Source organism: Lysinibacillus sp. NPDC093688 (assembly GCF_050280145.1).
Lineage (GTDB): Bacteria > Bacillota > Bacilli > Bacillales_A > Planococcaceae > Lysinibacillus > Lysinibacillus xylanilyticus_B.
In genome coordinates this window covers 154,250-174,999 of record NZ_JBNNUX010000006.1, presented here as the reverse complement: position 1 = coordinate 174,999, position 20,750 = coordinate 154,250, and the positions used below count along the sequence as shown (strand labels likewise).

The 20,750-nt window shown below is 38.7% G+C and carries 20 protein-coding genes, 1 riboswitch and 1 other annotated feature; of the genes, 18 read left to right on the top strand and 2 right to left on the bottom strand.

Annotation, left to right across the window (positions count from 1 at the left end; all coding sequences use genetic code 11):
* The 11 genes from ACQKN2_RS07765 to ACQKN2_RS07715 all read left to right on the top strand — a co-directional run.
* Positions 1-307 (top strand): hypothetical protein (locus ACQKN2_RS07765; protein WP_427414457.1); only part of this gene is annotated, 307 nt, incomplete at its 5' end.
* A 455-nt stretch (positions 308-762) separates the two neighbouring features.
* Complete coding sequence (locus ACQKN2_RS07760; RefSeq protein WP_427414456.1) at positions 763-2,454, top strand: AMP-binding protein; 1,692 nt, start codon at positions 763-765, stop codon at positions 2,452-2,454.
* A 188-nt stretch (positions 2,455-2,642) separates the two neighbouring features.
* Positions 2,643-3,224, top strand: a complete 582-nt coding sequence (locus tag ACQKN2_RS07755) for a TetR/AcrR family transcriptional regulator (protein ID WP_323648982.1) — start codon at positions 2,643-2,645, stop codon at positions 3,222-3,224.
* Positions 3,225-3,238: 14 nt separating this feature from the next.
* Complete coding sequence (locus ACQKN2_RS07750; RefSeq protein ID WP_427414455.1) at positions 3,239-4,012, top strand: enoyl-CoA hydratase; 774 nt, start codon at positions 3,239-3,241, stop codon at positions 4,010-4,012.
* A gap of 117 nt (positions 4,013-4,129) precedes the next feature.
* Entirely contained in the window at positions 4,130-4,903 is a 774-nt protein-coding gene (locus ACQKN2_RS07745; RefSeq protein WP_427414454.1) for an electron transfer flavoprotein subunit beta/FixA family protein, read from the top strand.
* A 51-nt stretch (positions 4,904-4,954) separates the two neighbouring features.
* Positions 4,955-5,932 carry an electron transfer flavoprotein subunit alpha/FixB family protein gene (locus ACQKN2_RS07740; RefSeq protein ID WP_427414453.1) on the top strand — a complete coding sequence of 326 codons (978 nt, stop codon included), beginning with the start codon at positions 4,955-4,957 and terminating at the stop codon, positions 5,930-5,932.
* Between the two features lie 236 nt (positions 5,933-6,168).
* Positions 6,169-6,402, top strand: a binding site (T-box leader).
* A 191-nt stretch (positions 6,403-6,593) separates the two neighbouring features.
* Positions 6,594-7,943, top strand: coding sequence for an amino acid permease (locus ACQKN2_RS07735; RefSeq protein WP_427414452.1), 1,350 nt, complete (start codon positions 6,594-6,596; stop codon positions 7,941-7,943).
* Positions 7,944-8,076: 133 nt separating this feature from the next.
* Positions 8,077-8,388 carry a thioredoxin gene (gene trxA / locus ACQKN2_RS07730; protein ID WP_004226420.1) on the top strand — a complete coding sequence of 104 codons (312 nt, stop codon included), beginning with the start codon at positions 8,077-8,079 and terminating at the stop codon, positions 8,386-8,388.
* A 133-nt stretch (positions 8,389-8,521) separates the two neighbouring features.
* The gene (uvrC, locus tag ACQKN2_RS07725; RefSeq protein WP_427414451.1) at positions 8,522-10,312 is read left to right on the top strand and encodes an excinuclease ABC subunit UvrC; all 1,791 of its coding nucleotides are present in this window, start codon (positions 8,522-8,524) and stop codon (positions 10,310-10,312) included.
* Between the two features lie 140 nt (positions 10,313-10,452).
* Positions 10,453-10,631, top strand: a riboswitch (Lysine riboswitch).
* A 235-nt stretch (positions 10,632-10,866) separates the two neighbouring features.
* A complete protein-coding gene (locus tag ACQKN2_RS07720) occupies positions 10,867-12,093 on the top strand; it encodes an aspartate kinase (RefSeq protein ID WP_427414450.1) in 1,227 nt (408 codons plus the stop codon).
* 126 nt (positions 12,094-12,219) lie between these two features.
* Positions 12,220-13,479, top strand: coding sequence for a methyl-accepting chemotaxis protein (locus ACQKN2_RS07715; protein ID WP_427414449.1), 1,260 nt, complete (start codon positions 12,220-12,222; stop codon positions 13,477-13,479).
* 50 nt (positions 13,480-13,529) lie between these two features.
* On the opposite strand, the gene ACQKN2_RS07710 is transcribed toward ACQKN2_RS07715, so the two are convergent.
* Positions 13,530-13,964, bottom strand: coding sequence for a YslB family protein (locus ACQKN2_RS07710; protein ID WP_323648969.1), 435 nt, complete (start codon positions 13,962-13,964; stop codon positions 13,530-13,532).
* A 272-nt stretch (positions 13,965-14,236) separates the two neighbouring features.
* Here ACQKN2_RS07710 and ACQKN2_RS07705 point away from each other — a divergent pair, with 272 nt between their 5' ends.
* The 4 genes from ACQKN2_RS07705 to ACQKN2_RS07690 all read left to right on the top strand — a co-directional run bounded on the left by ACQKN2_RS07705 (position 14,237) and on the right by ACQKN2_RS07690 (position 18,484).
* Entirely contained in the window at positions 14,237-14,845 is a 609-nt protein-coding gene (locus tag ACQKN2_RS07705) for a succinate dehydrogenase cytochrome b558 subunit (RefSeq protein WP_427414448.1), read from the top strand.
* Between the two features lie 66 nt (positions 14,846-14,911).
* On the top strand, positions 14,912-16,666 hold the full coding sequence (gene sdhA / locus ACQKN2_RS07700) for a succinate dehydrogenase flavoprotein subunit (protein WP_427414447.1): 1,755 nt from the start codon (positions 14,912-14,914) through the stop codon (positions 16,664-16,666).
* Positions 16,667-16,671: 5 nt separating this feature from the next.
* Positions 16,672-17,451 carry a succinate dehydrogenase iron-sulfur subunit gene (gene sdhB, locus ACQKN2_RS07695; RefSeq protein ID WP_427414446.1) on the top strand — a complete coding sequence of 260 codons (780 nt, stop codon included), beginning with the start codon at positions 16,672-16,674 and terminating at the stop codon, positions 17,449-17,451.
* Between the two features lie 574 nt (positions 17,452-18,025).
* A complete protein-coding gene (locus ACQKN2_RS07690; protein WP_427414445.1) occupies positions 18,026-18,484 on the top strand; it encodes an acyl-CoA thioesterase in 459 nt (152 codons plus the stop codon).
* Here the strand turns inward: ACQKN2_RS07690 and ACQKN2_RS07685 are convergent.
* Positions 18,461-18,775, bottom strand: a complete 315-nt coding sequence (locus ACQKN2_RS07685; protein WP_427414444.1) for a hypothetical protein — start codon at positions 18,773-18,775, stop codon at positions 18,461-18,463. The genes ACQKN2_RS07690 and ACQKN2_RS07685 overlap by 24 nt on opposite strands.
* Before the next feature lie 404 nt (positions 18,776-19,179).
* Between ACQKN2_RS07685 and ACQKN2_RS07680 the strand changes: the two genes are divergently transcribed.
* The 3 genes from ACQKN2_RS07680 to racE all read left to right on the top strand — a co-directional run bounded on the left by ACQKN2_RS07680 (position 19,180) and on the right by racE (position 20,737).
* Positions 19,180-19,401: a helix-turn-helix domain-containing protein gene (locus ACQKN2_RS07680; RefSeq protein WP_107923449.1), complete on the top strand. Its 222-nt coding sequence runs from the start codon at positions 19,180-19,182 to the stop codon at positions 19,399-19,401.
* Positions 19,402-19,476: 75 nt separating this feature from the next.
* Positions 19,477-19,929 carry a MarR family winged helix-turn-helix transcriptional regulator gene (locus ACQKN2_RS07675; RefSeq protein ID WP_053484913.1) on the top strand — a complete coding sequence of 151 codons (453 nt, stop codon included), beginning with the start codon at positions 19,477-19,479 and terminating at the stop codon, positions 19,927-19,929.
* 10 nt (positions 19,930-19,939) lie between these two features.
* Complete coding sequence (gene racE / locus ACQKN2_RS07670; protein ID WP_427414443.1) at positions 19,940-20,737, top strand: glutamate racemase; 798 nt, start codon at positions 19,940-19,942, stop codon at positions 20,735-20,737.
* Positions 20,738-20,750: the final 13 nt, after the last annotated feature.

Sequence of the window (20,750 nt, the reverse complement as noted above, 5' to 3'; positions counted from 1 at the left end):
AACCGTCAAAGTCGTGGATAGAACAGCCAAAGCCGTGGATAGAACCGTCAAAGTCGTGGATAGAACAGCCAAAGTCGTGGATAGAACCGTCAAAGTCGTGGATAGAACAGCCAAAGTCGTGGATAGAACCGTCAAAGTGATGGATAGAACAGCCAAAGCGACGGAAAGAAGCCGGTGCGACGGAAAGAAGAGCCAGAGCGATGGAAAGAAGCGGGAGCGACGGAAAGAAAAGTTAGAACGACGGAAAGAAGAGCAAGAGCGACGGAAAGAAGAGCAAGAGCGATGGAAAGAAGAGCAGAAGCAATAAGTTGATGCTGATTTCTCACGGTCTCGATTAGCCTCGAAAACTGCTCAGTTCCGGAGCGAAAGCGTTCAGGTTGACTGTGTCATCGCTCCTATAGATAAAAAACTACAATACCCTCGAAAAAATCATAAGTTACATCAACCTCATATCAAACCATCACAAAATACTACTAACATCTATTAATATTCCTGTATCTATCTAAAAGTTAGCATTAAAAAATTATTTTTCTAATATAGAAATATGAACTCAGTTTTATGGATGAAAAAAGAAAGAATGAATGAGTATTCATAAAGTGTATCGCTCCAAATCCAAAGAAATGCAGTTATATAAATGTTGTAAAACGCATAATAATTAATCGTAAATGCATTTATTTTCTATTTTATGTTTGAAAGAGTATTTCTTTTTCATTATAATTAAAATAAGAGTTTACAAAGTTTGGAACAAAGGGGAGAGGACGTATGACAACAAAACCATGGCTATCAAATTATCCTGAAGAAATACCATCGTCTTTAACGTTTGAGGAAATTCCTGTGCAAGAGTTTTTGACACGTACCTATAAAAAGAATCCATCTAAAGTTGCGATTCATTTTATGGGAAAGGATTTGACGTACACCGAGTTATATGAGTCAGCGCTAAGGTTCGCAAACTACTTACAAGCCCTTGGGGTGGAAAAGGGAGATCGAGTGGCTATTATGCTGCCAAACTCACCGCAAAGTGTAATCGCTTACTATGGGGCAATGTATGCTGGAGCGGTTGTCGTACAAACAAATCCACTTTATACTGAGCGTGAACTTCAATATCAAATGGCTGATTCAGGTGCGAAAGTTATTTTATTGATGGATATATTGTATCCACGTGTCATGAAAATCATAAAAGAAACTGCACTTGAAAATGTAATTGTCACGGCTATTAAAGATTATTTACCGTTTCCAAAAAATTTGGTTTATCCTTATATTCAAAAAAAGCAGTACGGTTTTAGTGTCAAGGTTGAACATAGTGGTCAAAATCATTTATTTACAGAAATTATGCGCTCTGCGCCCATCAAAATGATTGATATTCCATTTGATTTTGAAGAGGACATAGCACTGCTTCAATATACAGGTGGAACGACTGGCTTCCCTAAGGGTGTGATGCTGACTCATAAAAACTTAATTGCTAATACAACAATGTGTGATGCATGGATGTATAAATGTGTACATGGTGAGGAAACCATTATGGGCATACTGCCATTCTTCCATGTTTATGGTATGACTGCTGTTATGTTATTATCCGTTTTCACGCAAAATAGAATGGTGTTATTACCAAAGTTTGATGCAGAGACAACGTTAAAAACGATTGATAAGCAAAAGCCAACACTATTCCCAGGTGCACCGACTTTATATATTGGTTTATTAAATCACCCAGATATTGCAAAGTACGACTTATCATCCATAAAAGCATGCTTAAGTGGCTCCGCTTCATTGCCAGTAGAGGTGCAGGAGAAATTTGAAGCGGTAACAGGGGGGAAACTTGTAGAAGGATATGGATTAACAGAAACTTCTCCTGTCACACATTCTACACCTATTTGGGGTAAGCGTGTCATGGGCTCAATTGGTCTACCTTGGCCAAATACGGATGCAGTCATTTTACGTACAGGGGATACAGAGGTGCTTCCAGTTGGTGAGATTGGTGAGATAGCTGTAAAGGGACCACAGGTTATGAAAGGCTATTGGAATCGACCTGAGGATACAGCAGCGGCGTTTGTAGATGGCTGGTTTTTAACAGGCGATCTGGGCTATATGGACGAAGAAGGCTATTTTTATGTAGTTGACCGTAAAAAGGATATCATTATCGCAGGTGGTTTTAATATTTACCCTCGTGAGGTAGAGGAAGTATTATATGAGCGAGAGGAAATTCAAGAATGTATAGTTGCGGGCATACCAGATCCTTATCGAGGAGAAACAGTAAAAGCTTATATTGTTTTAAAAGAAGGATATTCGATTACGGAAGACGAATTAAATAAATATTGCCGTCAAAACTTAGCAGCTTTCAAAGTTCCACGCTATTATGAGTTTAGAGATGAGCTACCAAAAACAGCTGTTGGGAAAATTTTGCGTCGCTCGTTAGTCGACGAAGAAAAAACAAAATTGATGAATAAAGAAGCAAAATAAATACGTGGCAAAGTATTGACAAGCAAAGATGTAAATTATAATATGAAAATATGAATGAATGACCATTCATATTTTCATATTTTTTTTAGGTTACCACGTCACATCCTTCATAATACATCAGGATGAAATCATACTTTAATCGAGCATGAATGCGACGTGTGCAAGTTTTTTTAGGTGGTGATATAAAGGTGAAACGTGATAAGCCAAAATATAAGCAAATTATTGATGCAGCTGTCATCGTTATTGCAGAAAATGGGTATCACCAAGCACAGGTATCGAAGATTGCTAAGCAGGCAGGGGTGGCCGATGGAACAATCTATTTATATTTTAAAAATAAAGAAGATATATTAATTTCTGTCTTTAATGAAAAAATGGCTGTTTTTGTAGAGTCATTACAAGATATAATAGAAAATGGAAGTACGTCTAAGGACAAACTTTCACGAATGATAGCAAATCATTTTAATGTTCTAGCGACAGATCGATACCTAGCAACCGTCACACAATTGGAACTACGACAATCGAATAAAGATTTACGACTAAAGATCAATTCGGTATTAAGAGAGTATTTACAATTACTGGATCAAATTTTAATTGAAGGTATGCTATCAGGTGAGTTCAATCAAACGATGGATGTACGCTTGGCGCGCCAAATGGTGTTTGGAACCATTGACGAAACCATTACGTCGTGGGTTATGAATGAATATCGATATGATTTGATAGAACAGGTTCCAAAAGTTCAGGCATTAATCCTGAACGGTATTAAAGCTTAAAAGGATGTGGAGAAATGGAATTTCTAAGTTGGAAAGCAGAGGATGGAGTAGCGATTATTACAATTGCACGCCCACCAGCAAACGCTTTATCTCGAGGAATCATTGCCGAAGTAAATGCAGTGCTAGATGAAGTAGAAAATGATGACACTGTACGTGTCCTTGTACTTCATGGCGAAGGTCGTTTCTTCTCAGCAGGTGCAGACATTAAAGAGTTTACAGAGGTTGTATCTGGTGATGAATTTTCAAAGCTAGCGAACAATGGTCAACAAGTTTTTGAGCGAGTTGAAACGTTCTCTAAACCTATTATTGCTGCAATTCATGGTGCTGCACTAGGCGGGGGCCTTGAACTAGCGATGAGTTGCCATCTGCGCTTTGTGACAGAATCTGCGAAATTAGGGCTACCTGAATTACAATTAGGTCTTATTCCAGGTTTTGGGGGTACACAACGTCTACCACGATATGTAGGAGTTGCAAAAGCTGCAGAAATGATGTTTACAAGTGAGCCGATTTCTGGTACAGAAGCTGTACAATGGGGTTTAGCAAATCGTGCATTTACAGATGAAGCATTACTAGAAGAAACGCTAAAGGTAGCGAAGAAAATTGCGAAGAAGAGCCCAGTTGCTTTAAAAGCAGCTATTCAAACATTGCAATATGCAAAGCATGCTTCATACTATGAAGGGATTGAGGCGGAAGCAAAATCCTTTGGTACAGTATTCGTTTCGGAAGATGCAAAAGAGGGAATTCAAGCATTTATTGAAAAACGAGAGCCTGTGTTTACTGGTAAATAATATTCCATCAGTGTCGATAGCGACTTGAAAAAGTGTTATCGACGTTATCGACACTGAAAATATATAATATTTATAAGTTTACTTAGAAATAAAAAACGTTTCAGGGGGTATGAATATATGAATATTTTTGCATTAATTAAACGTACGTTTGATACAGAAGAAAAAATCGTTGTGTCGGGTGGTAAAATCCAAGAGGATGGCGCAGAATTCATCATCAATCCTTACGATGAATATGCCATTGAAGAGGCCATCCAAGTACGAGACGCTGTTGGCGGTAAAGTAACAGTTATTTCAATTGGTGGCGAAGATACAGAGAAGCAATTACGCACAGCTCTTGCAATGGGAGCTGATGAAGCGGTTCTAATTAATACAGAAGACGATTTAGATGAACTAGATCAAAATGCAGCTGCATATATTTTAGCTGAATATTTAAAAGATAAAGACGCTGATTTAATTTTATCAGGAAACGTTGCAATTGACGGAGGCTCTGGTCAAGTAGGACCTCGTGTTGCAGATTTACTAGGCATTAACTATGTAACAACAATTACAAAGCTTGAAATTGATGGAACATCTGCGAAAATTGTACGTGATATTGAAGGTGACTCAGAAGTTATCGAGACAACTTTACCACTTTTAGTAACAGCTCAGCAAGGTTTAAACGAGCCGCGTTACCCATCTTTACCAGGAATCATGAAAGCGAAGAAGAAACCGCTTGCAGAACTTGAGTTAGATGATTTAGATATCGATGAAGATGATGTAGAGGTTAAGGTAGAAACAGTTGATATTTTCTTACCAGCTCAAAAGGCAGCAGGTCGTGTTCTTGAGGGCGAACTTTCTGCTCAAGTAAAAGAGCTAGTAAACCTACTTCATACAGAGGCAAAAGTAGTTTAAGTCATCTGATGACACAAATCGAATCTTAAAGGGTAACGGAGGGAATATACTATGTCAAAAAAAGTATTAGTATTAGGTGAAGTTCGTGAAGGAAGCTTACGTAATGTTTCTTTCGAAGCAATTGCGGCTGCAAAGCAAATTGCAGATGGCGGTGAAGTTGTTGGTGTTCTTTTAGGGGATGCAGTGGCAGACTTAACAGGTCCATTATTTGAATATGGTGCTGATCGTGTTGTAACGGTGGAACACCCACATTTAAAACAATATACATCTGATGGCTATGGTCAAGCTTTATTAGCAGTAATCGAGGAAGAAAAGCCAACAGGTATCGTTTTTGGTCATACTGCAAACGGTAAAGATTTATCACCAAAAATTGCAAGTAAATTACAAGCAGGTCTTGTATCTGATGTAACGTCTATTGAAGGTGCTGGTGATGATGTTGTCTTCATCCGTCCAATTTACTCTGGTAAAGCTTTTGAAAAAGTGAAAGTAAAAGACGGCTTAGTTTTAGCTTCAGTTCGTCCAAATAATATTGCGCCATTAGAAAAAGTAGCAGGAAAATCAGGTGACATCACTTCTCTTACTGTAGATATTACAAACCTTCGTACAATCATTAAAGAGGTTGTACGTAAATCTTCAGAGGGTGTCGATCTTTCAGAGGCAAAAGTAGTTGTAGCAGGTGGTCGTGGCGTAAAGTCGGAGGATGGCTTTGAACCATTAAAAGAGTTAGCGGATTTACTTGGTGGTGCAGTTGGTGCTTCACGTGGTGCATGTGATGCTGAATATTGTGACTACTCACTTCAAATTGGTCAAACAGGTAAGGTAGTAACACCAGACCTTTACATCGCAGCTGGTATTTCTGGAGCAATTCAGCACTTAGCGGGTATGTCAAACTCAAAAGTAATCGTTGCGATTAATAAGGATCCAGAGGCAAATATTTTCAAAGTTGCGGACTACGGTATCGTAGGTGATTTATTTGAAGTAGTGCCTCTTCTAATCGAAGAATTTAAAGCGTTAAAAGTGAACGCATAAATAATTATTGCAGGGAGGATGTATCTTCCCTGCTTTTTTTTGTTGAATTTTTTGATTTTTTAAAGTTATTGCAAAATAAAATGTTGACATAATTAATTTTAGAACGTATAGTGATGAATATTAATTTAACTTATTTCAGCGGATCAAACTTCTGCTGGAATAGAGGAACTCAGTCTAAGAACACCACGTTCTGTGGCATTACCGAAATGACCGAGAGGCATAATTGATTTTTATAAAGAAACGCAAAGATTAGGAGTAGTAAAAGCCCATTATTTGGTGAAGAGAGCTGCGGGTTGGTGCAACGCAGACCAATAATACTTTGAACTTGCCTATGAGCGGTAAGATAAATGGAATTTACAGAATATTCTATTTGTTGGACGGTTAACCTTCGTTATTAGGTTTTTAAGCTGGGTTCTTAAAGAACCAATTAGAGTGGTACCGCGGTTTGCTTAAGGCATATCGTCTCTTCTTTCATTTGTTAATGAAGGAACAGACGATATGCCTTTTTTGATTTCGTCTAGGCTAAAGCGGTACATCCTCGAGGTCGCTTCGATCCCTCGGGCAAAAGTGGTGGAGCGCTCACTTTTGCTTCGGGCTCTCCAGCGCTTGTCGGATGTAAACGAGCGCTTTAGCGCATTTGTTCAGTTTAGGAGGTATGGAAATGGAAAATGATAATCAGAAATTAAAAAGAACGATGACTTCACGGCATATTACGATGATGGCTTTAGGTGGTGCCATTGGTGCAGGTCTATTTAAAGGAAGTAGTGCAGCTATTGATATGGCAGGGCCATCAGTACTTATTGCGTACTTAATTGGTGGGATTATTCTGCTATTTGTTATGCAAGGTTTAGCAGAAATGGCAGTCCGTAATAGCGAAGCCAGAACATTTAGAGATTTAGTGCAAGCCGTTTTAGGAAAGTATCCAGCATATTTCCTGGATTGGATCTATTGGAAAATGTGGGTGTTAAATATTGCTGCAGAATCTATTGTTGCGGCCATTTTTATTCAATATTGGTTGCCAGATTATCCGATTTGGATACTTGCATTATCTGTTTCGGTGTTAGTGACAGCTATAAATTTATTATCGGTGAAAGTTTTTGCTGAAACTGAATATTGGCTGGCGTTAATAAAAATTACTGTAATTGTGGTGTTCATCATAGCCGGATTAATTTTATTGCTTGTTACTTTTGGTAATCATACAGCTGTTGGTTTTTCTAATTTAACGGAACATGGTGGTTTCTTCCCGAACGGATCAACGGGATTGATTGCGGCAATGCTTGTAGTTATTTACTCTTATGGTGGCACTGAAATTATTGGTATTACATTAGCTGAAACGAAAAATCCTGAAAAAGTAGTGCCAAAAGCAGTACGCAGTACATTAGTACGTATTGTAACTTTTTATTTGATTCCTTTCTTTATTATCGTTAGCTTGATTCCTTGGAATGAAGTAAACGGGGTGCCAGAAAGTCCATTTGTGATGGTCTTTAAAATGATTGGGATTCCTGGTGCTGACCATATTATGAACGCTGTTGTTATACTCGCGATTATTTCATCAATGAACTCGGGACTTTATGGTTCATCGCGAGTTCTGTATACACAAGCTGTAGACGGGCGTGTTCCTAAAATCTTTGCACATTTATCAAAAAGGAAAGTTCCGGTATATGCCATATTAATGTGTACCTTAGCTTTATATATAGCTGTAATATTTTCTTTATTTGCGGGTAGCAAAACATTTGAGTTCCTAATGGGTTCACTTGGATATACCGTGTTATTTATTTGGCTAATTATTGCGATTGCCCATCTGAAATCGCGTAAAAAACAGCCGAAAAAAACAAGTACCTATGCGGTAAAATGGTTTCCTTACACAACTTGGATAGCTATTATTGCGTTAAGTGCAATTCTAATTGGTATTATTTTCACAACGTCTATTATCGTAACAGGTATTACATTAGCTATTTATCTCTTTATTACGTTAGCCTATGTCTTTAAAGGTCGTTTTCAAGAAAATTAGGCTACACAAAAAATGAACTTAATGCCTTATTCGACCTAAATTTTCATAAATTATGCATACTAGGCAGATTGTTCGCTCAAGAGAATTTATCCATGCTATACTACAAACATAGTAAGTTTAAGGAGGATTTCAAATGGCAATTGTACATGCAACAGATGCAACTTTCCAAGACGATATTAAAGAAGGTTTAGTACTAGTAGACTTTTGGGCTGCTTGGTGCGGACCTTGTAAAATGATTGGACCAGTTCTTGAAGAAATGGATGCTGCAGGTAGTGCGGCTAAAATTGTAAAAGTAGATGTAGATAACAACCAAGGTACTGCAGCGCAATACCAAATTATGTCTATCCCATCATTGCTATTATTCAAAGACGGTGAATTAGTAGATAAAACAGTTGGTTTCCAACCAAAAGAAGCGTTAGAAGCGTTTATCGCAAAACATGCTTAATTTGTAAGAAAAGAAGAGTCGAGCCATCAATAGATGTGCTCGGCTTTTTTTCGTTATATAATAAAGAGATAAGTATCATAATGCATGTAGAGAACGAACGTTAGTTTGAACAAAAAAGGGGGGCAGGTAGGCAATGAATGATTTAATTAAACGAAAGCTTGAAATTTTACCAGATCAGCCTGGCTGCTATTTGATGAAAGATCGACAAGGAACCATTATTTATGTCGGGAAAGCAAAAGTGCTGAAAAATCGAGTACGCTCGTATTTTACTGGTACGCATGAAGGAAAAACACAGAGACTTGTAAGCGAAATAGAAGATTTTGAGTACATTGTGACATCCTCCAATATTGAAGCATTAATTTTAGAGCTTAATCTTATAAAACTACATGACCCGAAATACAATATTATGCTGACGGATGATAAAACGTATCCGTATTTAAAAATTACAAATGAAAAACACCCACGACTTATTACAACACGAAAAGTGAAAAAGGATAAGGCAAAATATTTTGGTCCATATCCAAATGCGTATGCAGCAAGTGAGACGAAAAAGCTGCTAGATCGTTTATATCCTCTTCGAAAATGTGTACAACTTCCTTCAAAGGTTTGTTTGTATTATCACATGGGACAATGTCTAGCTCCTTGTGTAAAAGAGATTGATGTTGTCACTTACAACGAGATGATTGAGGATATGACAAAATTTTTAAATGGTGGGGTTGAGGAAGTCAAAAAGGAGCTAGAGGTAAAAATGCTAGCGGCCGCAGAAAGTTTAGAGTTTGAGCGTGCAAAGGAATTTCGCGATCAAATTGCACATATCGATACAGTCATGCAAAAGCAAAAAATCGTATCAAGTGATACAACTAACCGCGATGTATTTGGCTATGCAGTTGAGAAGGGCTGGATGTGTGTGCAAGTTTTCTTTGTCCGTCAAGGTAAGCTCATTGAGCGAGACGTCTCTATTTTCCCGATTTATCAAGAGGCAGAAGAGGAATTTTTAACGTTCGTTGGGCGATTTTACGAAAAGCTAGAGCACATTAAGCCAAAGGAGATTTTTATCCCACAATCCATTGATGCAGATATTTTAACGGAATTATTAGAAGTTAAGGTACTAACACCAAAACGTGGGCAAAAAAAAGAGCTTGTTGAATTAGCGATCAAAAATGCTGAAATAGCTGTAGCAGCGAAATTCCAGCTTATTGAGCGTCAAGAAGAACGCACAATAGGAGCATGTGAGGCGCTCGGTGAAGCTATGGGTATTTCTACGCCTTTGCGGATTGAAGCTTTTGATAATAGTCATATGCATGGAACAGATGCTGTATCTGCAATGGTAGTATTTATCGATGGAAAACCTACAAAGAAGGAGTATCGAAAATACAAAACACGCACTGCTGCCAAGCACGATGATTATGGGGCAATGCAGGAAGTAATCCGTCGTCGTTACACACGAGTATTAAAGGAAGGTCTACCTTTACCAGATTTAGTACTAATTGATGGCGGGAAGGGGCAAATGGAAGTTGCAAGAGAAGTATTAGAGGATGAGCTCGGCCTTGTCATTCCAATTGCCGGATTAGCAAAAGATGAAAAGCATAATACGTCACAGCTTCTATTTGGTGATCCACCTGAAGTAATTGCATTAAAGCGCACAAGTGATGGCTTCTATTTACTGCAACGAATTCAGGACGAAGTACACCGCTTTGCTATTACCTTCTTACGACAGCAGCACGAGAAGCATGCTATACAATCTGTCCTCGATCATATAGAGGGCGTTGGTCCAAAGAGAAAACAGCAATTACTTAAGCATTTTGGCTCTGTCAAAAAAATTCGTGAGGCAAGTGTACAGGCGTTAGAAGAAGCCGGGATGCCTGCTAGTCTAGCTAGCAATATTTATACTTATTTTCAACAGGATACATTGTCAAAGGATTAGACATATGCTAAGGTTGTATATAATATTGCTCTTCAATATAGCAATGTTATATACGGTTCATTAGCTTATTATAAGTTGATTGCGATGAGCCATAACTAGAAATTTTTCCGCTAAGGTTCAATTAAATACATTCACTATTTAGTGATGATAGAGGTGCAAGGTTCAAGAGTAATACATTCGAGGATGAACAAGTCCGGCGAAAATGTATGAAAGGGGAGCTTGCCGAAGTGAAGCATCGTTGTTTCCGATGCTGCACTGGTTTTACATTTAAGAGATGTAAGACTGTCGATTCTATACGTTTCGGAGAGCTATCACACATGCGCAAGTTACTTTTATTGTACATGTTATAGGCAGCTTTCACGTTACGTGAGAGCTGCCTTTTTAGCTTTCTTTCAAGGCAATTACTACTATGTAAGAGGTGATGCCAACCGTATTAGTTCAAGCCCTATAACTTAAGGTCACTTTGAAATTGCAACGTTATTTTTGTATGAGGCCCAAAAGTATAGCTACTTTATAATCAGCAAAATGATTAAATACGAAGGAGAATGATAAGGATGGCGAGAATTGTGATGAAATTTGGTGGTGCTACATTAACATCAACAGAGCACATTCAAGATGTTGCGAAAAAGGTGATTGCAGAAAAGGAAAAAGGTTTTGAGATTGTCGTTGTCACTACGGCAATGAGGGGGATGGCTAAAGAATTAGCAAAGATGGCTCGTGATCTATCAGACAATGCGTCTAAGCGTGAACTAGACGCACTATTGTCAACAAACTCACAACTAACAAGTGCATTAGTGGCGATTGCATTACAGGAAGAAGGATATGAAGCGGTGTCATTAACAGGCTGGCAGGTAGGTATTCAAACCGATGCCATGTATGGCAATGCACGTATTGATGAGATAGACGCTAGTAGAATAGAAGCACATTTTATGCAGGGGAAAATCGTCATCGTTGCAGGGGAACAGGGTATCGACAATTCACGGAATATTACGACGCTTGGTAAAGGTGGGGCGGAAACGACGGCGATAGCAATTGCTGCAGCATTAGAGGCGGAGCGCGTAGATATTTACACGAATGTGGATGGCGTCTATACAGCTGATCCAAGTCAGATTGCTGGGGCACAAAAGCTAAAAGAAATTTCCTATGATGAAATGCTGGAACTATCAAACTTAGGCTCACAAATTTTACACCCACGGGCTGTAGAAATAGCAAAAAAATTTCAAATCCCAGTTACCATTCGGTCAAGCGAAAAAGATACAGTAGGTACTTTATTGAAGGAGGAAGTTGAAATGGAGAAAAATTTAGTTGTACGTGGTGTTGCCTATGAGTCAGACGTTATTCGCCTAACGGTAGGGTATGATGCTTATTCTAATGCTTCGTTAGCAGATATGTTCGCAATACTTGCAGAAAATCGCATAAACGTCGATATCATCGTACAAGCAATAATTGATGGCTTAAAGCCGACTGTATCATTTACCATTTTAAAAGAGGAGTTCGCCGATGCATTACGTGTCCTAGAAGATAGCAAATTATCACTAGGGTTTAGTTTTGCTGATTTTGAAATCGGTTTAGCGAAAGTCTCCATTATTGGCTCAGGAATGGCATCTAATCCAGGAGTGGCTGCCCGTATGTTTGATCGTCTACGTCGAGAAGGTATCCCCGTGAAAATGGTAAGTACTTCTGAAATAAAAGTGTCTGTCGTTGTGCCTCAGGACGAAATGATTCGTGCAGCGAATGCATTACATGACGAATTTAATTTAGAACAAGCGCTTTACATATAATATTGAAGAGGATGTGTCCGTAAAAGGCACATCTTTTTTGTTTACAGTAATTTATTACTTTTTATCCAATTCTATTGTTATATAATAAAATGTGACATGTTTTACCAAGTGGAAGGTGGGGGTTAAATGGTATTGTTTGGTTTGTTTCAAAAGCCAGTGGATGAAGGCGTTGAGAGAAACAACGATTTAGAAATACAAATATTAAAAAAGCGCATTCTGGAATTGGAACTTGAGCAGGAAAGCATTGATGTGAAAAATGCGATTTTGGACTTTGTACTAGCGCATATGGAGTTAATTAATTTTCAAACGGCTTTAAAGGTTCAACATGTTTCAACGGGTGTAGGGGATCTTTCAGCCATGAGTGAAGAAATGTCGTTAAATACTGAAGAGATGCTTGCGGTTGAGCAAAATGTTAATGCAAACATTCAAGAAATCAAACAGCATTCATTACTCCTTGTAGAGGAAATGGAATCGTCCATTACAAAAGGTGAAATGGTTCAGGAGTTGTTATCTAAAGGAGCTCATTCAACAGAGCAGCTGTATAATGAAATGACTAAAATGGATGATATCGGTAAAAGTGTAACCGGGATTGCTGATCAAACACAACTACTCTCCTTAAATGCCTCTATTGAAGCCGCACGTGCTGGTGAGCATGGCAAAGGATTTAATGTTGTCGCGATGGAGGTAGGGAAGCTAGCCAACAGCTCGAAAGGTTCATTGCAAGAAATGACGAAGATTCGATCAGTCATTGATAAGAAATTACATAATACAATCACAAATATCAAACAAGTCGAACATTATTTAACTGACTTTTTAAGTATCATGAAGAACAATATTGCTAATTTGACTGTAACAAGTAAAAATATTGAAGAAGCAGCACATGGAATTCATCAAATAACAGCCGCATCAGAAGAAAATGTAATAGCTGTAGGTCGTTTAGCGGAAACAACGACGGAATTATCACATACTAGTGACTTCTCGGATATAATACAAAATCAAGTATCTGAAATGTTAAAAGCTATTGCACCTACAATCCGTAAACCCCAAGAGCAAACGGTAGTTAGCCAATTGGCAGCAAGGTTAATGGATCATGCTAGCTTTTTACGAAATGCAATTCAAAAGGCTGGCCATAAAGAAACTATAAAAACGCATCATCAATGTAAGTTTGGGGAATGGTATTATTGCCATTTCGAGGAATATCGGAATTTACCAGAATATCGTCATATAGAACAACCCCATAAATTAGTACATACGGCCGCACAAAAATTAGTGAATGAACTGTCAATCAAAAACTTAGAGGAAATGATACAATACTCACTTAATATTTTAGAAGCGTTTATTTCGTTAATAGATGTACTGTTAAAAGAAAGACATGCCCAACTATAAATAGAAAAAGGATTGTCATCCGTAAATTTGGAATGACAATCCTTTTCGTTTTATTCTGAAGGAACGGTGTTCATGATTCGTTCCTTGACGTCCCACTTTACTGTAAATGTAACGTTCTGTTGCTTTTCGCGTTTTTCATCATAGCATTCTGTTAAATAACCTTTTGCTTGCTGGATTTGTTCAGCTATAAATCCTGCTTCAAGTCTAAAGCTACGAAGACCGATTTGTAATAGATCTGGATCATTTGTCAACTGGAATGTCCGTCCATCCTTCGATTCTTTGACAAGCTCTAAATTACCCCAACAGGCATCTGCGAAAAATGCGATAAGTTCATCTTGACTTTTACATGGGAACTTCCGAGCTAGATCTTTTCCTGCCCAGTAAAGTACATCTCCTTCATGTTTACCGAGAATAGAAGATAAAATATAATCGCGAATTATCTCATAGCCAAATGCTGAGATTGTAGGAGATGAAGTGTTTAACATTAAAATCCTTCTTTCTTAGAATTTTCTTATAATTTGACACTGATAAAGTAAAGGCAGATTTTTCGAGAAAAAACGATGCATCATGTACTAGATTCTTACTTTAATAAGGAAAGTGAAAAACTCTTAGTTGCCTTGACGCTCGTAGCTCTTGAGAGTACAATAAACATGTCATAATATTGTACCATGATGAAATACACAGTCAATGAAGTATCAGTTACAAAATGATGACTTCTTTTGTTGTGATATTTTAAGTACTAAGGGGGGTAACAGTCTTGTCGAAAGATCGAGAGTTTTTATGGCGTCGCTTACATTCTCTACTTGGGATCATTCCAGTAGGTTTGTTTTTAACGATGCACCTGTTAATTAACTTTACAGCAACAGGCGGAGCAGAAAGTTACAACGCAGCTACCGCAAATATGGAAAAGATTCCATTCCTTATCCTAGTTGAATGGATTGTCATCTATATTCCATTAATGTTCCACGCATTCTATGGTGTCTTCATTGCATTCACTGCTACACCAAATACAGGACGTTTCAGCACATACCGTAACTGGATGTACTCATTACAACGTTTCACTGGTGTATTCTTAGTGATTTTCATTGCATGGCATATTTTCCAAACTCGTATTCAAAAAGCGCTTGGTACAGAAGTTGATTACGACATGATGGCAGATATCGTTTCTAATCCATTTATGCTTGGATTCTACATTGTTGGTATTATATCAGCGACTTTCCACTTATCTAACGGTTTATGGGCATTCCTAGTAAGCTGGGGTATTGTACAATCTCCTCAGTCTCAAAAGATTGCTACTTATGTAACAAACATTATTTTCGTAATTCTAAGTGTAGTTGGTGTGGCTGCTATTTTAGCTTTCGTTTAATTTAATAGAAGCTACTATAGAGTACATGCAATCATTGCAATTTTTTAAGAGGAGTGAGAAATAATCATGGCGAAAAGCAAAATAATTGTTGTCGGCGGCGGTCTAGCTGGTCTGATGGCAACGATTAAAGCAGCTGAAGTTGGTACTGAAGTTGATTTATTCTCATTAGTTCCTGTAAAACGCTCACACTCTGTATGTGCGCAGGGCGGAATTAATGGTGCGGTAAATACAAAAGGTGAAGGGGATTCTCCTTGGATCCACTTTGATGATACAGTTTATGGTGGGGACTTCTTAGCGAACCAACCACCTGTTAAGGGTATGTGTGATGCAGCCCCTGGTATTATTCACTTAATGGACCGTATGGGTGTAATGTTCAACCGTACACCAGAAGGTCTTCTTGACTTCCGTCGTTTCGGTGGTACTTTAATGCACCGTACAGCCTTCTCTGGTGCAACAACTGGTCAGCAATTACTATACGCACTAGACGAGCAAGTTCGCTCTCACGAAGTAGCTGGTTTAGTGAACAAATATGAGCACTGGGAATTCCTTGGTGCAGTAGTCGATCCTGACGGCGTTTGTCGTGGTATCGTAGCGCAAGATATGCGTACAGAAGAAATCAAATCATTCCGTGCAGACGCTGTTATTATGGCGACTGGTGGCCCTGGTATTATCTTCGGTAAAACAACAAACTCTGTAATTAATACAGGTTCTGCTGCTTCTATCGTTTACCAACAAGGTGCCTCATACGCGAATGGTGAGTTCATCCAAATTCACCCAACAGCGATTCCTGGAGATGACAAAAACCGTCTAATGTCAGAATCAGCTCGTGGTGAAGGTGGCCGTATTTGGACTTATAAAGACGGTAAACCTTGGTACTTCCTAGAAGAAAAATATCCTGCATATGGTAACTTAGTACCGCGTGATATTGCAACACGTGAAATTTTCGACGTTTGTGTAAACCAAAAACTTGGTATCAACGGCGAAAACATGGTATACCTAGATCTTTCTCATAAAGATCCACATGAATTAGACGTTAAACTAGGTGGTATCATCGAGATCTACGAAAAATTCGTAGGGGATGACCCACGTAAATTACCAATGAAAATCTTCCCAGCAGTTCACTACTCAATGGGTGGATTATGGGTTGACTACAACCAAATGACTGAAATTGCTGGTCTATTTGCAGCAGGTGAATGTGATTATTCTCAACATGGTGCAAACCGTCTTGGTGCGAACTCATTATTATCTGCTATCTATGGCGGTATGGTTGCTGGACCAAACGCAGTAGATTACGTTAAACATCTTAAAAAGCATGCTGAAGATCTTCCACAAGAGATTTTCGATGCTCGCGTTAAAGAAGAACAAGCTAAGTGGGATGCTGTCATGAAAATGGATGGCACAGAAAACGCTTACTTGCTTCATAAAGAGCTTGGTGAAATGATGACAGCTACTATGACAGTAGTACGTTACAACGACCAACTTGAAGATACATTGAACAAACTTGATGAATTCCAAAAACGTTGGGAAAACATTAACATCAACGATACACAAAAATGGAGTAACCAAGGTGCTCACTTTACGCGTCAGTTGAAAAATATGATTTACCTAGCGAAAGTAATGACAAAAGGTGCATTATTACGTAACGAATCTCGTGGTGCACACTATAAACCAGATTTCCCGAACCGTGATGATGAGCAGTTCTTAAAAACTACAATGGCGAAATTTGACCCAACTACTGGTGATCCAATCATCACGTACCAAGAAGTCGACGTTTCATTAATTCCACCACGTAAACGTGATTACTCTGCGAAAGGAGACTAAGAATTATGAATATCGCAGCTAATACTGGAAGAATGGTCAAAGTTGAAATTTTACGTCAAGATACACAAGGTGGCAATGGCTACTGGCAGAAATTCGATATTCCTTACCGCCATGGTATGAACGTCATTTCTGTATTAATGGAAATTCAAAAGAATCCAGTTTTGTCAAATGGTGAAAAAACAACACCAGTTGCATGGGATATGAACTGTCTTGAAGAAGTTTGTGGTGCATGTTCAATGGTTATCAATGGCCGCCCACGTCAATCTTGTTCAACACTTGTTGACCAATTGACTGAGCCAATTAAACTTGAGCCTATGAAAACTTTCCCAGTTATTCGTGACTTACAAGTTGACCGTGAACGTATGTTCAACGCACTTAAAAAAGTTAAAGCATGGGTTCCAATCGATGGTACTTATGATTTAGGTGAAGGTCCACGTATGCCAGAAGGTAAACGTCAATGGGCTTATGAATTATCTAAATGTATGACTTGTGGTGTATGTATGGAAGCATGTCCAAACGTGTCTGAAAAAGCTTCATTCATCGGACCAGCACCATTATCACAAGTACGTCTATTCAACACTCACCCAACTGGTGCAATGATTAAAGACGAACGTTTAAATGCGATCATGGGTGATGGAGGCCTTGCAAACTGCGGTAACTCACAAAACTGTGTAGCTGCTTGTCCAAAAGGTATTCCTTTAACAACATCTATCGCATCATTAAACCGTGCAACTACAGTGCAAATGTTCCGTAACTTCTTCGGTTCTGACCACTACGTTGACTAATAGTACAAGCTTTACCCAAACTCCCTTACACTTAATGTGTGAGGGAGTTTTTTTCTATGTAAAGTTCAACAAATTAAGAGTCATATTTAATAAAGATTAATAAACTAGAAGTAATATGGTACTTCAGGCGTGTTGATTGGGGAAATATAGGTTTATTGATAAAAGGATTTTTTTGCTGATATTTTGCTAATATATGCCCATTTTAACTGATTGTAGCGTAGGGCTACTTGACTCCCGCGGGAAAGCGAGACAGACGAGACCCTGCACGAAGCGTAGCGGAGGAAGTGGCTCGACGCTCGCCCGCAGGAAAGCGAGTAGCCCGTAGCGGAAATCAGAGCCTTTTAATAAATTATGATGGATAAAAATGGTTAGTCAAAACACCTGATCGTACTTTTTAGAATGAGATTAGTTGACCTGAATGAAAAAAGGGAAATTGTAAATAAATTGAGTGAAATATTGAATTTTCTGTGAAAATATATTGTTTTCTTTTATAATGAATATATATTCATTTGTGACTTGCTAATTCCATCTGTTGTTTCGGGAATAAGCGATGAAAATTAGGGGGATGGCTAAGATGAAAGCAAATTATATCGGAGATTTTCAGGAATGGACAAAGGATTTTGCATTTTTTATTGAGGTTCGTGTACGTTTTTCAGAAACAGATATGTACGGTCATATGAACAATACAGTTAGCTTTACATATTTTGAACAGGCACGAATTGATTATTTCCGTCATTTAGGTGTTCTCATGCCATCAGCAATTGATGGAAATGTAGAAGCGATTCCGATAGTAGCTGACTTACAGTGTGATTACGTGAAGCAAGTTTTCTTTGATGATGTGCTAAGAATTTATACGAAGATAGCGACAGTAGGGAACTCATCGATGGATATTCATTACTTAGCGAAAAATCAGCATGAAGAGGTTTGCTTTACGGGTCGTGGGACGGTAGTGCAAATGGACCCTCAAACAGGGAAGAGTGTACCTCTATCTGAAGAAGTAAAAGTTCAGTTAGCAAGTTTGGTGTTCATATAGTATTGGAAACGGATTGTGAAGTGGAGGCTGGGCAACTTCTTGGGGGTTAGCGATAGAGGAACGAAGGGCTAAAACCATCACATCCTGTGATAACGCCTTCGTGACCAACATCGGTGCTGTTGTTGCTGCCGCTTCGCTTTCGCACAGTCCAAAACCTGTTGCTGCCGCTTCGCTTTCGCACAGTCCAAAACCTGTTGCTGTCGCTGCGCTTTCGCACAGTCCAAAACCTGTTGCTGTCGCTTCGCTTTCGCACAGTCCAAAACCTGTTGCTGTCGCTGCGCTTTCGCACAAACAAAACCCTCTGCTGCCGCTACGTTAGCACTACGCTTTCGCGCAAAAGACATCTGTTGGCCGGAGACGCTGGATTGAGCAAATAGGGGAACGAATCAAGTCCTGTAATCACGCCTCATGTTGTTGTTGTCGATACGCTATCGCACACAAAACATCTGCTGCTGTCGATACGCTTTCGCGCAGAAAACATTTGTTGGCGCAAGCAGCATCGGACACACCCAGTCGAAACGAAAATCAACCACGCGTTATGGTGATGAGCCACTTTTACATAAAATGCATTAATTTATGGAAGCAATTTCCGATTTTTTTTAGAAAACACGAGATATTCATGAAAATAGCCGTCACCGCTCCTCATTTCTTAACATAAGTTACAATACGTGCGGGGGAGGAGGGTGTAACTGAATATGACTGGCTCTCATCATCGTTCTCTTTTAACTAACCGAGAACGTGAAATATTTGCGCTTTTATTAGCTGAAAAAACAACGAGGGATATTGCAGAGCAACTTGGTATTAGTGAAAAAACAGTGCGAAATCACATTTCCAATACAATTCAAAAGTTAGGTGTAACGAATCGATCTCAGGCGTTAATTGAGCTGTTACGCTTAGAAGAATTTAAATTAGACTAAATGGACACTTGCTATTTCAGAAAAAAAACGACAAAATAGAACTATTCAACGTATTTTTAGGAGTGAAATAGTTATATGTCGGATGAAGTAACCAAACACTCACCTGAAACCGTTGCAACGGTTGAAAAGGAATTACGCTATATAGCGGCGATTGTGAAGCAAAAAGGAAGAGAGATTGTTTCACAATATGCGATTACGCCGCCACAATTTGTTGCATTACAGTGGTTAGAAGAGCTTGGAGATATTACAATTGGCGACCTGTCAAATCGATTATACTTAGCTTTTAGTACAACAACAGATTTAGTGGACCGAATGGAGAAAAATGAATTAGTTAAGCGAGTGCGTGACGAAAATGATCGTCGTGTCGTTGTTGTTCATCTTCTCGAAAAGGGCGAACGTATTATTCAAGAGGTTATTGAAAAAAGACAGCAATATTTGCAAGAAAAACTTGTTGGTTTTAACGAACAAGAAGTCGCGCAATTATCAAGCTATTTAGAAAAACTACATGTACACATGAAACAGGATTGAGGCGGAAAGTATGAATGCCCCGATAGGCGTTATTGACTCAGGAGTAGGCGGTTTAACCGTAGCAAAAGAAATAATGAAGCTATTACCAAACGAAACAATCTATTATATTGGTGATACAGCAAGATGTCCGTATGGTCCAAGAACTCGACAGGAAGTGCGGAATTTTACTTGGCAAATGGCAAAAGCACTAGAGAAAATGAATATCAAAATGCTCGTCATTGCTTGTAATACAGCGACTGCAGTAGCACTCGAAAGTTTACAAAGAAATATGCCTTTTCCGGTACTAGGCGTTATTAATGCTGGCGCACGTGCAGCTGTAAAGAAAACGAAGCGACATGAAGTCGTTGTGCTTGCAACTGAAGGAACAATTAAAAGTGGGGCGTATGAGGAAGCCTTATTTTCACTGAATACGTCAACTCATATTATTCCACTTGCTTGTCCAACATTCGTACCACTTGTAGAAAGTGGCGAATATAAAGGTGAATTTGCAAATAAATTAATTGCGGAAGGCTTAAAGCCGCTGAAAAATGAACAATTTGATACGGTCATACTAGGATGTACGCATTATCCAATTTTGCAAAAACAAATTGAAGGTGTTGTAGGAGAAGAAGTTTTTGTGCTATCTTCCGCAGAGGAAACAGCAAAGGATGTTCAAGAAATGCTTGCTTATAATGGCACTTTGGCTGACCCAGACGCTGTGCCTGCTCATAAATTTTATGCAACTGGTTCGGTTCCAATTTTCCGTTCGATTGCTGAAAGTTGGCTTGAGCAAGGTACTCTTCATATAAAACGTATGACATTAAAATAAAAAATCAGCTTAG

Bases quoted from the DNA above. Each gene is read 5' to 3' on its own strand.
- ACQKN2_RS07760 (WP_427414456.1), top strand. From the start codon at position 763: ATGACAACAAAACCATGGCTATCAAATTATCCTGAAGAAATACCATCG.
- ACQKN2_RS07750 (WP_427414455.1), top strand. From the start codon at position 3,239: ATGGAATTTCTAAGTTGGAAAGCAGAGGATGGAGTAGCGATTATTACA.
- ACQKN2_RS07745 (WP_427414454.1), top strand. From the start codon at position 4,130: ATGAATATTTTTGCATTAATTAAACGTACGTTTGATACAGAAGAAAAA.
- ACQKN2_RS07740 (WP_427414453.1), top strand. From the start codon at position 4,955: ATGTCAAAAAAAGTATTAGTATTAGGTGAAGTTCGTGAAGGAAGCTTA.
- ACQKN2_RS07735 (WP_427414452.1), top strand. From the start codon at position 6,594: ATGGAAAATGATAATCAGAAATTAAAAAGAACGATGACTTCACGGCAT.
- trxA (WP_004226420.1), top strand. From the start codon at position 8,077: ATGGCAATTGTACATGCAACAGATGCAACTTTCCAAGACGATATTAAA.
- uvrC (WP_427414451.1), top strand. From the start codon at position 8,522: ATGAATGATTTAATTAAACGAAAGCTTGAAATTTTACCAGATCAGCCT.
- ACQKN2_RS07720 (WP_427414450.1), top strand. From the start codon at position 10,867: ATGGCGAGAATTGTGATGAAATTTGGTGGTGCTACATTAACATCAACA.
- ACQKN2_RS07715 (WP_427414449.1), top strand. From the start codon at position 12,220: ATGGTATTGTTTGGTTTGTTTCAAAAGCCAGTGGATGAAGGCGTTGAG.
- ACQKN2_RS07710 (WP_323648969.1), bottom strand. From the start codon at position 13,964: ATGTTAAACACTTCATCTCCTACAATCTCAGCATTTGGCTATGAGATA.
- sdhA (WP_427414447.1), top strand. From the start codon at position 14,912: ATGGCGAAAAGCAAAATAATTGTTGTCGGCGGCGGTCTAGCTGGTCTG.
- sdhB (WP_427414446.1), top strand. From the start codon at position 16,672: ATGAATATCGCAGCTAATACTGGAAGAATGGTCAAAGTTGAAATTTTA.
- ACQKN2_RS07690 (WP_427414445.1), top strand. From the start codon at position 18,026: ATGAAAGCAAATTATATCGGAGATTTTCAGGAATGGACAAAGGATTTT.
- ACQKN2_RS07680 (WP_107923449.1), top strand. From the start codon at position 19,180: ATGACTGGCTCTCATCATCGTTCTCTTTTAACTAACCGAGAACGTGAA.
- ACQKN2_RS07675 (WP_053484913.1), top strand. From the start codon at position 19,477: ATGTCGGATGAAGTAACCAAACACTCACCTGAAACCGTTGCAACGGTT.
- racE (WP_427414443.1), top strand. From the start codon at position 19,940: ATGAATGCCCCGATAGGCGTTATTGACTCAGGAGTAGGCGGTTTAACC.